11 protein-coding genes are annotated in these 14,038 nt (G+C 55.3%); 8 read left to right on the top strand and 3 right to left on the bottom strand.

The window, feature by feature from the left end; genetic code table 11:
- Positions 1-16: 16 nt before the first annotated feature.
- The 3 genes from lacZ to D9597_RS15695 form a co-directional block, all read right to left on the bottom strand.
- The gene (lacZ, locus tag D9597_RS15705) at positions 17-3,091 is read right to left on the bottom strand and encodes a beta-galactosidase (protein WP_130223309.1); all 3,075 of its coding nucleotides are present in this window, start codon (positions 3,089-3,091) and stop codon (positions 17-19) included.
- A gap of 122 nt (positions 3,092-3,213) precedes the next feature.
- Positions 3,214-4,296, bottom strand: coding sequence for a DNA-binding transcriptional repressor LacI (lacI, locus tag D9597_RS15700; protein WP_130223307.1), 1,083 nt, complete (start codon positions 4,294-4,296; stop codon positions 3,214-3,216).
- Between the two features lie 76 nt (positions 4,297-4,372).
- Positions 4,373-5,206: a DNA-binding transcriptional regulator gene (locus tag D9597_RS15695; protein ID WP_240780434.1), complete on the bottom strand. Its 834-nt coding sequence runs from the start codon at positions 5,204-5,206 to the stop codon at positions 4,373-4,375.
- A gap of 190 nt (positions 5,207-5,396) precedes the next feature.
- On the opposite strand from D9597_RS15695, the gene D9597_RS15690 reads away from it, so the two are divergent.
- The 8 genes from D9597_RS15690 to D9597_RS15655 all read left to right on the top strand — a co-directional run bounded on the left by D9597_RS15690 (position 5,397) and on the right by D9597_RS15655 (position 13,734).
- Complete coding sequence (locus D9597_RS15690) at positions 5,397-7,061, top strand: bifunctional 3-(3-hydroxy-phenyl)propionate/3-hydroxycinnamic acid hydroxylase (RefSeq protein ID WP_130223303.1); 1,665 nt, start codon at positions 5,397-5,399, stop codon at positions 7,059-7,061.
- A 1-nt stretch (position 7,062) separates the two neighbouring features.
- Positions 7,063-8,007, top strand: a complete 945-nt coding sequence (gene mhpB / locus D9597_RS15685) for a 2,3-dihydroxyphenylpropionate/2,3-dihydroxicinnamic acid 1,2-dioxygenase (RefSeq protein WP_130215362.1) — start codon at positions 7,063-7,065, stop codon at positions 8,005-8,007.
- 17 nt (positions 8,008-8,024) lie between these two features.
- Positions 8,025-8,891, top strand: a complete 867-nt coding sequence (gene mhpC, locus D9597_RS15680; RefSeq protein ID WP_001492795.1) for a 2-hydroxy-6-oxonona-2,4-dienedioate hydrolase — start codon at positions 8,025-8,027, stop codon at positions 8,889-8,891.
- A 9-nt stretch (positions 8,892-8,900) separates the two neighbouring features.
- Positions 8,901-9,710 carry a 2-keto-4-pentenoate hydratase gene (gene mhpD / locus D9597_RS15675; RefSeq protein ID WP_130223301.1) on the top strand — a complete coding sequence of 270 codons (810 nt, stop codon included), beginning with the start codon at positions 8,901-8,903 and terminating at the stop codon, positions 9,708-9,710.
- The gene (gene mhpF / locus D9597_RS15670) at positions 9,707-10,657 is read left to right on the top strand and encodes an acetaldehyde dehydrogenase (protein WP_130223299.1); all 951 of its coding nucleotides are present in this window, start codon (positions 9,707-9,709) and stop codon (positions 10,655-10,657) included. Before mhpD ends, mhpF begins: the two co-directional genes overlap by 4 nt.
- Positions 10,654-11,667: a 4-hydroxy-2-oxovalerate aldolase gene (mhpE, locus tag D9597_RS15665; protein WP_001013507.1), complete on the top strand. Its 1,014-nt coding sequence runs from the start codon at positions 10,654-10,656 to the stop codon at positions 11,665-11,667. Before mhpF ends, mhpE begins: the two co-directional genes overlap by 4 nt.
- Before the next feature lie 214 nt (positions 11,668-11,881).
- Positions 11,882-13,093, top strand: coding sequence for a 3-(3-hydroxy-phenyl)propionate transporter MhpT (gene mhpT, locus D9597_RS15660; RefSeq protein ID WP_130223297.1), 1,212 nt, complete (start codon positions 11,882-11,884; stop codon positions 13,091-13,093).
- 101 nt (positions 13,094-13,194) lie between these two features.
- Positions 13,195-13,734 carry a DUF2058 domain-containing protein gene (locus tag D9597_RS15655; protein WP_130206149.1) on the top strand — a complete coding sequence of 180 codons (540 nt, stop codon included), beginning with the start codon at positions 13,195-13,197 and terminating at the stop codon, positions 13,732-13,734.
- Positions 13,735-14,038 lie beyond the last annotated feature (304 nt).

Raw genomic sequence — 14,038 nt, 5'->3', positions numbered from 1 at the left:
GCCTGCCCGGTTATTATTATTTTTGGCACCAGATCAACTGGTAATGATAGCGACCTGCGCTCAGTTGAAATTCTGCCGACACTGACGGGCTCCAGGAGTCGTCGCCACCAATCCCCATATGGAAACCGTCGATATTCAGCCATGTGCCTTCTTCCGCGTGCAGCAGATGGCGATGGCTGGTTTCCATCAGTTGTTGTTGGCTGTAGCGGCTGATGTTGAACTGGAAGTCGCCGCGCCACTGGTGTGGGCCATAATTCAATTCGCGCGTCCCGCAGCGCAGACCGTTTTCGCTCGGGAAGACGTACGGGGTATACATGTCTGACAATGGCAGATCCCAGCGGTCAAAACAGGCCGCAGTAAGGCGGTCGGGATAGTTTTCTTGCGGCCCTAATCCGAGCCAGTTTACCCGCTCTGCGACCTGCGCCAGCTGGCAGGTCAGGCCAATCCGCGCCGGATGAGGTGTATCGCTCGCTACTTCAACATCCACACTGACGACCATCTCACCGTGTCCATCGATACGGTAGGTTTTCCGGCTGATAAATAAGGTTTTCCCCTGATGCTGCCAGGCGTGGACAGTGGTAATCAGCACCGCGTCGGCAAGTGTATCTGCCGTGCACTGCAACAACGCCGCTTCGGCCTGGTAATGGCCCGCCGCCTTCCAGCGTTCGACCCAGGCGTTAGGGTCAATGCGGGTCGCTTCACTTACGCCAATATCGTTATCCAGCGGTGCACGGGTGAACTGATCGCGTAGCGGCGTCAGCAGTTGTTTTTCATCGCCAATCCACATCTGTGAAAGAAAGCCTGACTGGCGGTTAAATTGCCAACGCTTATTATCCAGCTCGATGCAAAAATCCGTTTCGCTGGTGGTCAGTTGCGGGATGGCGTGGGGCGCGGAGGGGAGTGTCACGCTGAGGTTTGCCGCCAGTCGCCACTGTTGCCAGGCGCTGATGTGTCCGGCTTCTGACCATGCGGTCGCGTTCGGTTGCACTACGCGTACTGTGAGACAGAGTTGTCCGGCGCTCTCCGGCTGCGGTAGTTCAGGCAGTTCAATCAACTGTTTACCTTGTGGAGCGACATCCAGAGGCACTTCACCGCTTGCCAGCGGCTTGCCATCCAGCGCCACCATCCAGTGCAGGAGCTCGTTATCGCTATGACGGAACAGGTATTCGCTGGTCACTTCGATGGTTCGCCCGGATAAACGGAACTGGAAAAACTGCTGCTGGTGTTTTGCTTCTGTCAGCGCTGGATGCGGCGTGCGGTCGGCAAAGACCAGACCGTTCATGCAGAACTGGCGATCGTTTGGCGTATCGCCAAAATCACCGCCGTAAGCCGACCAAGGATTACCGTTTTCATCATATTTAATCAGCGACTGATCCACCCAGTCCCAGACGAAGCCGCCCTGTAAACGGGGGTACTGACGAAACGCCTGCCAGTATTTAGCGAAGCCGCCAAGACTGTTACCCATCGCGTGGGCGTATTCGCAAAGGATCAGTGGGCGCGTCTCTCCAGGCAGCGAAAGCCATTTTTTGATGGACCATTTCGGCACCGCCGGGAAGGGCTGGTCTTCATCCACGCGCGTGTACATCGGGCAAATAATATCGGTGGCCGTGGTGTCGGCTCCGCCGCCTTCATACTGCACCGGGCGGGAAGGATCGACAGATTTTATCCAGCGATACAGCGCGTCGTGATTAGCGCCGTGGCCTGATTCATTCCCCAGCGACCAGATGATCACACTCGGATGATTACGATCGCGCTGCACCATTCGCGTTACGCGTTCGCTCATCGCGGGTAGCCAGCGCGGATCATCGGTCAGACGATTCATTGGCACCATGCCGTGGGTTTCAATATTGGCTTCATCCACCACATACAGGCCGTAGCGGTCGCACAACGTGTACCACAGCGGATGATTCGGATAATGCGAACAGCGCACGGCGTTAAAGTTGTTCTGCTTCATCAGCAGGATATCCTGCACCATCGTCTGCTCATCCATGACCTGACCATGCAGAGGATGATGCTCGTGACGGTTAACGCCGCGAATCAGCACCGGCTTGCCGTTCAGCAGCAGCAGACCATTTTCAATCCGCACTTCGCGGAAACCGACATCGCAGGCTTCTGCTTCAATCAGCGTGCCGTCGGCGGTGTGCAGTTCAACCACCGCACGATAGAGATTCGGGATTTCGGCGCTCCACAGCGCCGGGTTTTCGACGTTCAGACGTAGCGTGACGCGATCGGCATAACCACCACGCTCATCGATAATTTCACCGCCGAAAGGCGCGGTGCCGCTGGCGACCTGCGTTTCCCCCTGCCACAAAGAAACCGTCACCCGAAGCTCGTCGCGCAGCTCGCCGTACATCTGAACTTCCGCCTCCAGTACCGCGCGGCTGAAATCATCATTAAAGCGAGTGGCAACATGGAAATCGCTGATTTGTGTGGTCGGTTTGTGCAGCAACGAGACGTCACGGAAAATGCCGCTCATTCGCCACATATCCTGATCTTCCAGATAACTGCCGTCGCTCCAGCGCAGCACCATAACGGCGAGGCGGTTTTCTCCGGCGTGTAAAAAGGCGCTCAGGTCAAATTCAGACGGCAAACGGCTGTCCTGGCCGTAACCGACCCAGCGACCGTTGCACCACAGATGAAACGCCGAGTTAACGCCATCAAAAATAATTCGCGTCTGGCCTTCCTGTAGCCAGCTTTCATCAACATTAAATGTGAGCGAGTAACAGCCAGTCGGATTTTCTGCGGGAACAAATGGCGGATTGACCGCAATGGGATAGGTCACGTTGGTGTAGATGGGCGCGTCGTAACCGTGCATCTGCCAGTTTGATGGCACTGATACGCAATCGGCATCAGGAAGATCGCACTCGAGCCAGCTTTCCGGCACCGCTTCTGGTGCCGGAAACCAGGCAAATTGCCACTCACCATTCAGGCTGCGCAACTGCCGGGAAGGGCGATCGGTGCGGGCCTCTTCGCTATTACGCCAGCTGGCGAAAGGGGGATGTGCCGCAAGGCGATTAAGTTGGGTAACGCCAGGGTTTTCCCAGTCACGACGTTGTAATACGACGGCCAGTGAATCCGTAATCATGGTCATAGCTGTATCCTGTGTGAAATTGTTATCCGCTCACAATTTCATACAACATACGAGCCTGACGCATAGAGTGTAAAGCCTGGGGAACCTAATGAGTGAGCTGACTCACATTAATTGCGTTGCGCTCACTGTCCGCTTTCCAGACGGGAAATTTGCCTTGCCAGCTGCATTAATGAATCGGCCAACGCGCGGGGAGAGGCGGTTTGCGTATTGGGTGGCAGGGTGGTTTTTCTTTTCACCAGTGAGACGGGCAGTAGCTGATTTCCCTTCATCGCCTGCCCCTGAGAAAGTTGCAGCAAGCGGTCTACGCTGGTTTGCCCCAGCAGACGAAAATCCTGTTTGATGGTGGTTAACGGCGGGATATAACATGAGCTGTCTTCGGTATCGTCGTATCCCACTACCGAGATATCCGCGCCGACGCGCAGCCCGAACTCGGTAATGGCGCGCATTGCGCCCAGTGCCATCTGATCGTTGGCAACCAGCATCGCGGTGGGAATGCTCCCCTCATTCAGCATCTGCATGGTTTGTTGAAAACCGGACATGGCGCTCCAGTCGCCTTCCCGTTCTGCTATCGGCTGAATTTGATGGTGTTTGAGATATTTGTGCCAGCCCGCCAGACGCAGACGCGCGGAGACAGAACTTAATGGGCCCGCTAACAGCGCGATTTGCTGGTGACCTAATGCGACCAGATGATCCACGCCAAGCCGCGTACCGTCTTCATGGGAAAAAATAATACTGTTGATGGGGGCCTGGTCAGAGACATCAAGGAATAACGCTGGCACGTTACCACAGGCGGCTTCCACAGCAATGGCATCTTGTTCATCCAGCGGATAGTTGATGATCAGACCGCTGACACGTTGCGCGAGAAGATTGTGTACCGCCGCTTTACAGGCATCGACGCCGCTTCGTTCTACCATCGACACCACCACGCTGGCACCCAGTTGGTCGGCGCGGGATTTAATCGCCGCGACAATTTGTGACGGTGCGTGCAGGGCCAGGCTGGAGGTGGCAACGCCAATCAGCAACGACTGTTTGCCCGCCAGTTGTTGTGCCACGCGGTTGGGAATGTAATTCAGCTCCGCCATTGCCGCTTCCACTTTTTCCCGCGTTTTCGCAGAAACGTGGCTGGCCTGATTCACCACGCGGGAAACGGTCTGATAAGAGACTCCGGCATACTCTGCGACATCGTATAGCGTTACTGGTTTCACATTCACCACCCTGAATTCACTTTCTTCCGGGTGCTATCATGCCATACCACGGAAGGTTTTTCGCCATTCGGCGGCGTTAACGCAAATGCACGCCGCTTCGTCTTCCGGCCACCAGAATAGCCTGCGATTCAACCCCTTCTTCAATCTGTTTTGCTACCCGTTGCAGCGCCGGAAGATGTTTTTCTGCCGCCTGTTCGATGGTCATCGCACTGGCCATATACACCAGATTCAGGCAGCCAATCACCCGTTGTTCACTGCGCAGCGGTACGGCAATGGAGGCGATCTTTTCTTCTTGATCCCAGCCGCGGTAGTTCTGCCCGTACCCCTCTTTGCGTGCGCGCGCCAGAATGGCTTCCAGCTTTAACGGTTCCCGTGCCAGTTGATAGTCATCACCGGGGCGGGCGGCTAACATTTCGATTAACGCCTGGCGTTCTTTTTCCGGGCAAAAGGCCAGCCAGGTCAGGCCCGAGGCGGTTTTCAGGAGCGGTAAACGCCGCCCGACCATTGCCCGGTGAAAGGATAATCGACTGAAACGGTGAGTGGTTTCGCGTACCACCATTGCATCAACATCCAGCGTGGACACATCTGTCGGCCATACCACTTCGCGCAACAGCTCGCCCAGCAGCGGGGCCGCCAGTGCAGAAATCCACTGTTCGTCACGAAACCCTTCGCTTAATTGCCGCACTTTGATGGTCAGACGAAAACTGTCATCGGAGGTACTGCGCCGGACATATCCCTCTTCCAGTAACGTCTCCAGCAGTCGCCGCACAGTGGTGCGATGCAGACCGCTGAGTTCCGCCAGCAGCCCGACGCTGGCACCGCCGTCAAGTTTATTTAACATATTTAATAACATTAGACCGCGGGTTAATCCGCGCACGGTTTTGTATTCCGTCTGCTCATCGTTCTGCATATTCATTGACATTTCTATAGTTAAAACAACGTTGTGCACCTGGTGCACATTCGGGCATGTTTTGATTGTAGCCGAAAACACCCTTCCTATACTGAGCGAACAATAAAAAATTATTTACATGTTTTTAACAAAATAAGTTGCGCTGTACTGTGCGCGCAACGGCATTTTGTCCGAGTCGTGAGGTACTGAAATGGCAATACAACACCCTGACATCCAGCCTGCTGTTAACCATAACGTTAAGGTGGCGATCGCAGGTGCCGGTCCGGTCGGGCTGATGATGGCGAACTATCTCGGCCAGATGGGCATTGACGTGCTGGTGGTGGAGAAACTCGATAAGTTGATCGACTACCCGCGTGCGATTGGTATTGATGACGAGGCGCTGCGCACCATGCAGTCGGTCGGCCTGGTCGATAATGTTCTGCCGCATACTACGCCGTGGCACGCGATGCGTTTTCTCACCCCGAAAGGCCGCTGTTTTGCTGATATTCAGCCAATGACCGATGAATTTGGCTGGCCGCGCCGTAACGCCTTTATTCAGCCACAGGTCGATGCGGTGATGCTGGAAGGGTTGTCGCGTTTTCCGAATGTACGCTGCCTGTTTTCCCGCGAACTGGAGGCTTTCAGCCAGCAAGATGACGAAGTGACCTTGCACCTGAAAACGGCAGAAGGGCAGCGGGAAACGGTCAAAGCCCAATGGCTGGTGGCCTGTGATGGTGGGGCAAGTTTTGTCCGTCGCACCCTGAATGTGCCGTTTGAAGGTAAAACCGCGCCAAATCAGTGGATTGTGGTGGATATCGCCAACGATCCGTTAAGTACGCCGCATATCTATTTGTGTTGTGATCCGGTGCGCCCGTATGTTTCCGCCGCGCTGCCTCATGCGGTACGTCGCTTTGAATTTATGGTGATGCCGGGAGAAACCGAAGAACAGCTGCGTGAGCCGCAAAATATGCGCAAGCTGTTAAGCAAAGTGCTGCCTAATCCGGACAATGTTGAATTGATTCGCCAGCGTGTCTACACCCACAACGCGCGACTGGCGCAACGTTTTCGTATTGATCGCGTACTGCTGGCGGGCGATGCCGCGCACATCATGCCGGTGTGGCAGGGGCAGGGCTATAACAGCGGTATGCGCGACGCTTTTAATCTCGCCTGGAAACTGGCGTTGGTTATCCAGGGGAAAGCCCGTGATGCGCTGCTCGATACCTATCAACAAGAACGTCGCGATCACGCCAAAGCGATGATTGACCTGTCCGTGACGGCGGGCAACGTGCTGGCTCCGCCGAAACGCTGGCAGGGTTCGTTACGTGACGGCGTTTCCTGGCTGCTGAATTATCTGCCGCCAGTAAAACGCTACTTCCTCGAAATGCGCTTCAAGCCGATGCCGCAATATTACGGCGGTGCGCTGGTGCGTGAGTGCGAAGCGAAGCACTCTCCGGTCGGCAAGATGTTTATTCAGCCGAAAGTCACGCAGGAAAACGGCGACGTGACGCTGCTCGATAACGCGATCGGCGCGAACTTCGCGGTAATTGGCTGGGGATGCAATCCACTGTGGGGGATGAGCGACGAGCAAATCCAGCAGTGGCGTGCGTTGGGCACACGCTTCATTCAGGTGGTGCCGGAAGTGCAAATACATACCGCACAGGATAACCACGACGGCGTGCTACGCGTGGGCGATACGCAAGGTCGCCTGCGTAGCTGGTTCGCACAACACAATGCTTCGCTGGTGGTGATGCGCCCGGATCGCTTTGTTGCCGCCACCGCCATTCCGCAAACTCTGGGCAATACGCTGAATAAACTGGCGTCGGTGATGACGCTGACTCGCCCTGATGCCGACGTTTCTGTCGAAAAGGTAGCCTGATATGCACGCTTATCTTCACTGTCTTTCCCATTCGCCGCTGGTGGGGTATGTCGACCCGGCGCAAGAGGTACTCGATGAGGTCAATGGCGTGATTGCCAGCGCCCGCGAGCGTATTGCGGCTTTCTCCCCTGAACTGGTGGTGCTGTTTGCACCAGATCACTACAACGGTTTTTTCTATGACGTGATGCCGCCGTTCTGTTTAGGCGTTGGGGCGACGGCAATTGGTGATTTCGGCAGTGCAGCAGGAGAGCTGCCCGTGCCTGTGGAGCTGGCGGAGGCCTGTGCGCATGCCGTCATGAAGAGTGGGATCGATCTTGCCGTTTCTTACTGTATGCAGGTAGACCACGGGTTCGCCCAGCCGCTGGAGTTCCTGCTCGGCGGGCTGGATAAGGTGCCAGTTCTGCCTGTTTTCATCAACGGCGTCGCCACGCCTTTGCCTGGTTTCCAGCGTACCCGTTTGTTGGGTGAAGCCATTGGACGTTTCACCAGCACTCTCAATAAACGCGTGCTGTTCCTTGGGTCCGGTGGGCTTTCCCATCAGCCGCCGGTGCCAGAACTGGCGAAAGCCGATGCCCATATGCGCGACCGTTTGTTGGGGAGCGGGAAAGATTTACCCGCCAGTGAGCGTGAATTGCGTCAGCAACGGGTGATCAGCGCCGCTGAGAAGTTTGTTGAGGATCAGAGAACTCTGCATCCGCTCAACCCGATTTGGGATAACCAGTTCATGACTTTGCTGGAGCAGGGTCGCATACAGGAACTGGATGCCGTCAGTAACGAAGAGCTTTCCGCCATTGCCGGAAAGTCGACACATGAAATCAAAACCTGGGTCGCCGCTTTTGCCGCTATTTCTGCGTTTGGCAACTGGCGTAGCGAAGGGCGTTATTACCGCCCAATCCCGGAGTGGATTGCCGGATTTGGCTCGTTAAGCGCCAGAACAGAGAACTGAATATGCAGGAGAAGATGATGAGTTATCAGCCACAAACCGAAGCCGCCACCAGCCGTTTTCTGAATGTAGAAGAAGCGGGTAAAACGCTGCGCATCCATTTTAATGACTGCGGACAAGGCGACGAAACTGTTGTCCTGCTGCATGGTTCCGGCCCCGGTGCTACTGGCTGGGCGAACTTCAGCCGCAATATCGATCCGCTGGTAGAGGCGGGCTATCGGGTGATCCTGTTGGATTGTCCGGGCTGGGGTAAGAGCGATGCGATCGTTAATAGTGGTTCGCGATCGGATCTTAATGCACGAATCCTGAAAAGCGTGGTGGATCAACTGGATATCGCCAAAATCCACTTGCTGGGCAACTCGATGGGCGGCCACAGTTCTGTGGCGTTCACTCTTAACTGGCCGGAGCGCGTCGGCAAACTGGTGCTGATGGGCGGCGGTACGGGCGGCATGAGTTTGTTTACGCCGATGCCAACCGAAGGTATTAAGCGACTGAATCAGCTTTATCGCCAGCCTACTATCGAAAACCTGAAGCTGATGATGGATATCTTCGTTTTTGATACCAGCGATTTGACCGACGCCCTGTTTGAAGCGCGCCTGAATAATATGCTGTCGCGTCGCGATCACCTGGAAAACTTCGTTAAGAGCCTGGAAGCCAATCCGAAACAGTTCCCGGATTTTGGCCCACGTCTGGCGGAAATCAAAGCACAAACCCTGATTGTCTGGGGGCGCAACGACCGTTTTGTGCCGATGGATGCGGGTCTGCGTCTGCTTTCCGGCATTGCCGGTTCTGAACTGCATATCTTCCGCGACTGTGGTCACTGGGCGCAGTGGGAACATGCCGACGCTTTCAATCAACTGGTGCTGAATTTCCTCGCACGCCCTTAAGGAATGGTCATGACGAAGCATACTCTTGAGCAACTGGCGGCGGATTTACGCCGCGCCGCAGAGCAGGGCGAAGCGATTGCGCCGCTGCGTGGTCTGATTGGTATTGAAAACGCGAAAGCCGCCTACGCCATTCAACGCATCAATGTGCAACATGACGTCGCTCAGGGACGGCGAGTGGTGGGGCGCAAAGTGGGACTGACGCATCCGAAAGTGCAACAACAACTGGGCGTTGATCAACCGGATTATGGGACGTTATTTGCCGACATGTGTTATGGCGATAATGAAACCATTCCTTTTTCCCGCGTCTTGCAACCCCGCATTGAAGCGGAGATCGCACTGGTTTTGAACCGCGATTTGCCCGCGACCGATACCACGTTTAACGAACTGTATAACGCCATTGAATGGGTACTTCCGGCGCTGGAAGTGGTGGGTAGCCGCATCCGCGACTGGTCGATTCAGTTTGTCGATACCGTGGCAGATAACGCCTCCTGCGGGGTGTATGTCATCGGCGGTCCGGCGCAACGTCTGGCGGGGTTAGATCTGAAAAACTGCGCCATGAAGATGACGCGTAATAACGAAGAGGTTTCCAGCGGGCGCGGCAGCGAATGCCTGGGGCATCCGCTTAATGCCGCTGTCTGGCTGGCACGCAAAATGGCCAGCCTGGGTCAACCGCTGCGCGCCGGAGATATCATTCTTACCGGGGCATTAGGTCCGATGGTGGCGGTAAATGCGGGCGATCGTTTTGAAGCCCATATTGAAGGCATAGGTTCAGTTGCTGCGACATTTTCAAGCGCAGTCCCAAAAGGAAGTCTGTCATGAGTAAGCGTAAAGTCGCCATTATCGGTTCTGGCAACATTGGCACCGATTTGATGATTAAAATTTTGCGTCACGGTCAGCATCTGGAGATGGCGGTGATGGTCGGCATTGATCCTCAGTCCGACGGTCTGGCGCGTGCCAGACGTATGGGCGTCGCCACCACCCATGAAGGGGTTATCGGGCTGATGAACATGCCTGAATTTGCTGATATCGACATTGTATTTGATGCGACCAGCGCGGGCGCGCATGTGAAAAACGATGCCGCTTTACGCGAAGCGAAACCGGATATTCGCTTAATTGACCTGACGCCTGCTGCCATCGGCCCTTACTGCGTGCCGGTGGTTAACCTCGAGACGAACGTCGATCAACTGAACGTCAACATGGTCACCTGCGGCGGCCAGGCCACTATTCCAATGGTGGCGGCAGTTTCACGCGTGGCGCGTGTTCATTACGCCGAAATTATCGCTTCTATCGCCAGTAAATCTGCCGGACCTGGCACGCGTGCCAATATCGATGAATTTACGGAAACCACGTCGCGCGCCATTGAAGTGGTGGGCGGCGCGGCAAAAGGGAAGGCGATTATCGTGCTTAACCCAGCAGAGCCACCGTTGATGATGCGTGACACGGTGTATGTATTGAGCGACGAAGCTTCACAAGATGATATCGAAGCCTCAATCAATGAAATGGCTGAGGCGGTGCAGGCTTACGTACCGGGATATCGCCTGAAACAGCGCGTGCAGTTTGAAGTTATCCCGCAGGATAAACCGGTTAATTTGCCGGGCGTGGGGCAGTTCTCCGGACTGAAAACGGCGGTCTGGCTGGAAGTCGAAGGCGCAGCGCATTATCTGCCTGCCTATGCGGGCAACCTCGACATTATGACTTCCAGTGCGCTGGCGACAGCGGAAAAAATGGCCCAGTCACTGGCGCGCAAGGCAGGAGAAGTGGCATGAACGGTAAAAAACTTTATATCTCGGACGTCACGTTGCGTGACGGTATGCACGCCATTCGTCATCAGTATTCGCTGGAAAACGTTCGCCAGATTGCCAAAGCACTGGATGATGCTCGCGTGGATTCGATTGAAGTGGCCCATGGCGACGGTTTGCAGGGTTCCAGCTTTAACTATGGTTTCGGCGCACATAGCGACCTTGAATGGATTGAAGCGGCGGCGGATGTGGTGAAGCACGCCAAAATCGCGACGTTGTTGCTGCCAGGCATCGGCACTATTCACGATCTGAAAAATGCCTGGCAGGCTGGCGCGCGGGTGGTTCGTGTGGCAACGCACTGTACCGAAGCTGATGTTTCCGCCCAGCATATTCAGTATGCCCGCGAGCTCGGAATGGACACCGTTGGTTTTCTGATGATGAGCCATATGACCACGCCGGAGAATCTCGCGAAGCAGGCAAAGCTGATGGAAGGCTACGGTGCGACCTGTATTTATGTGGTGGATTCTGGCGGTGCGATGAACATGAGCGATATCCGCGACCGTTTCCGCGCCCTGAAAGCAGTGCTGAAACCAGAAACGCAAACCGGCATGCACGCTCACCATAACCTGAGTCTTGGCGTGGCGAACTCTATCGCGGCGGTGGAAGAGGGCTGCGACCGAATCGACGCCAGTCTTGCGGGAATGGGCGCGGGTGCAGGTAACGCGCCGCTGGAAGTATTTATTGCCGCCGCGGATAAACTGGGCTGGCAGCATGGGACCGATCTCTATGCGTTAATGGATGCCGCTGACGACCTGGTGCGTCCGTTGCAGGATCGTCCGGTACGAGTCGATCGCGAAACGCTGGCGCTGGGATACGCTGGCGTTTACTCCAGCTTCCTGCGTCACTGCGAAACGGCGGCGGCGCGTTATGGCTTAAGCGCGGTGGATATTCTCGTTGAGCTGGGCAAACGCCGGATGGTTGGCGGCCAGGAGGATATGATCGTCGACGTGGCGCTTGATCTGCGCAACAACAAATAATGATGCCTGCTGAGAACGTGCATTTTGTATGCCCATCCCAGGCCTGATAAGACGCGCAAGCGTCGCATCAGGCATCTGTGCACGACTGCCGGATGCGGCGTGAACGCCTTATCCGGCCTACATTTCGCCTGCAGGCTGTCATTAAATGGTTCTGATTACGCGGCTGGCAATGTATCAGCCGCGATTCACCTGCACTCACAACGAGGTTCATCTTATGTCGACTCGTACCCCTTCATCATCTTCATCCCGCCTGATGCTGACCATCGGGCTTTGTTTTTTGGTCGCTCTGATGGAAGGACTGGATCTTCAGGCGGCTGGCATTGCGGCGGGTGGCATCGCCCAGGCTTTCGCACTCGATAAAATGCAAATGGGTTGGATATTCAGCGCCGGAATACTCGGTTTGCTACCCGGTGCGCTGGTTGGCGGAATGCTGGCGGACCGTTATGGTCGCAAGCGCATTTTGATTGGCTCAGTTGCGCTGTTTGGTTTGTTCTCACTGGCAACGGCGATTGCCTGGGATTTCCCATCACTGGTCTTTGCACGGCTGATGACCGGTGTCGGGCTGGGGGCGGCGTTGCCGAATCTTATCGCCCTGACGTCTGAAGCCGCGGGTCCACGTTTTCGTGGGACGGCAGTGAGCCTGATGTATTGCGGTGTTCCCATTGGCGCGGCGCTGGCGGCGACGCTGGGTTTCGCGGGGGCAAACTTAGCCTGGCAAACGGTGTTTTGGGTAGGTGGTGTGGTGCCGTTGATTCTGGTGCCGCTATTAATGCGCTGGCTGCCGGAGTCGGCGGTTTTCGCTGGCGAAAAACAGGCCGCACCACCGCTGCGTGCGTTATTTGCGCCAGAAACGGCAACCGCGACGCTGCTGCTGTGGTTGTGTTATTTCTTCACTCTGCTGGTGGTCTACATGTTGATCAACTGGCTGCCGCTGCTTTTGGTGGAGCAAGGATTCCAGCCATCACAGGCGGCTGGGGTGATGTTTGCACTGCAAATGGGGGCGGCAAGTGGGACGTTAATGTTGGGTGCATTAATGGATAAGCTGCGTCCAGTAACCATGTCGCTACTGATTTATAGCGGCATGTTAGCTTCGCTACTGGCACTGGGAACGGTGTCGTCATTTAACGGTATGTTGCTGGCGGGATTTGTCGCGGGGTTATTTGCGACAGGTGGGCAAAGCGTTTTATATGCCCTGGCACCGTTGTTTTACAGTTCGCAGATCCGCGCAACAGGTGTGGGAACAACCGTGGCGGTAGGGCGTCTGGGGGCCATGAGCGGCCCGTTGCTGGCCGGGAAAATGCTGGCATTAGGCACTGGCACGGTTGGCGTAATGGCCGCTTCTGCGCCGGGTATTCTTGTTGCTGGGTTGGCGGTGTTTATTTTGATGAGTCGGAAATCAAGAATGCAGGCGTGCGCCGATGCCTGATGCGCCTTATTAAGCAGGGGCGAAAGGGACTTGCCCTCAATACACCTAAGGCGTTTACAGGTATACTCGCTAAAAATTATTCAGCGGGTTTGGAAACAAAGATGGCAAAACTTACCTTACAAGAGCAGTTGCTCAAAGCAGGATTAGTCACCAGCAAAAAAGCGGCGAAGGTCGAGAGAACGGCGAAAAAATCGCGCGTTCAGGCGCGTGAAGCTCGGGCGGCGGTAGAAGAAAATAAAAAGGCACAGCTTGAGCGTGATAAACAGCTTAGCGAGCAACAAAAACAAGCGGCGTTGGCGAAAGAATATAAAGCCCAAGTGAAGCAGCTTATTGAAATGAACCGAATCACCATTGCCAATGGCGATATTGGTTTTAACTTTACCGATGGTAATCTGATTAAGAAGATTTTTGTTGATAAGCTCACACAGGCGCAGTTGATTAATGGTCGTCTGGCGATTGCCCGCTTGTTGGCCGATAACAATAGCGAAGGTGAATACGCCATTATTCCCGCCAGCGTTGCCGATAAAATTGCTCAGCGCGATGCCAGCAGTATTGTGTTGCATAGTGCACTCAGCGCCGAAGAGCAGAATGAAGATGATCCGTATGCCGACTTCAAAGTGCCTGATGATTTGATGTGGTAAACATAGATAAGTCGTGCGCAAATGCCTGATGCGACGCTATGCGCGTCTTATCAGGCATACGATTTATGGGCGAAATGTAGGCCGGATAAGGCGTTCACGCCGCATCCGGCAGTCGTGCGCCATGCCTGATGCGACGCTTTGCGCGTCTTATCAGGCCTACGGTTTATGGGCGAAATGTAGGCCGGATAAGGCGTTTACGCCGCATCCGGCAGGCGTGCGCCATGCCTGATGCGACGCTTTGCGCGTCTTATCAGGCCTACGGTTTACGGGCGAAATGTAGGTGGATAAGGCGTTTACGCCGCAT

The sequence above is a fragment of the Escherichia sp. E13S3 genome, assembly GCF_004212325.1.
Taxonomy (GTDB): Bacteria; Pseudomonadota; Gammaproteobacteria; order Enterobacterales; family Enterobacteriaceae; genus Escherichia.
The sequence above is the reverse complement of the archived record's forward strand: the minus strand, read 5'-3'. Positions and strand labels throughout refer to the sequence as shown.

Bases quoted from the DNA above. Each gene is read 5' to 3' on its own strand.
- lacZ (WP_130223309.1), bottom strand. From the start codon at position 3,091: ATGACCATGATTACGGATTCACTGGCCGTCGTATTACAACGTCGTGAC.
- D9597_RS15695 (WP_240780434.1), bottom strand. From the start codon at position 5,206: ATGCAGAACGATGAGCAGACGGAATACAAAACCGTGCGCGGATTAACC.
- D9597_RS15690 (WP_130223303.1), top strand. From the start codon at position 5,397: ATGGCAATACAACACCCTGACATCCAGCCTGCTGTTAACCATAACGTT.
- mhpB (WP_130215362.1), top strand. From the start codon at position 7,063: ATGCACGCTTATCTTCACTGTCTTTCCCATTCGCCGCTGGTGGGGTAT.
- mhpC (WP_001492795.1), top strand. From the start codon at position 8,025: ATGAGTTATCAGCCACAAACCGAAGCCGCCACCAGCCGTTTTCTGAAT.
- mhpD (WP_130223301.1), top strand. From the start codon at position 8,901: ATGACGAAGCATACTCTTGAGCAACTGGCGGCGGATTTACGCCGCGCC.
- mhpF (WP_130223299.1), top strand. From the start codon at position 9,707: ATGAGTAAGCGTAAAGTCGCCATTATCGGTTCTGGCAACATTGGCACC.
- mhpE (WP_001013507.1), top strand. From the start codon at position 10,654: ATGAACGGTAAAAAACTTTATATCTCGGACGTCACGTTGCGTGACGGT.
- mhpT (WP_130223297.1), top strand. From the start codon at position 11,882: ATGTCGACTCGTACCCCTTCATCATCTTCATCCCGCCTGATGCTGACC.
- D9597_RS15655 (WP_130206149.1), top strand. From the start codon at position 13,195: ATGGCAAAACTTACCTTACAAGAGCAGTTGCTCAAAGCAGGATTAGTC.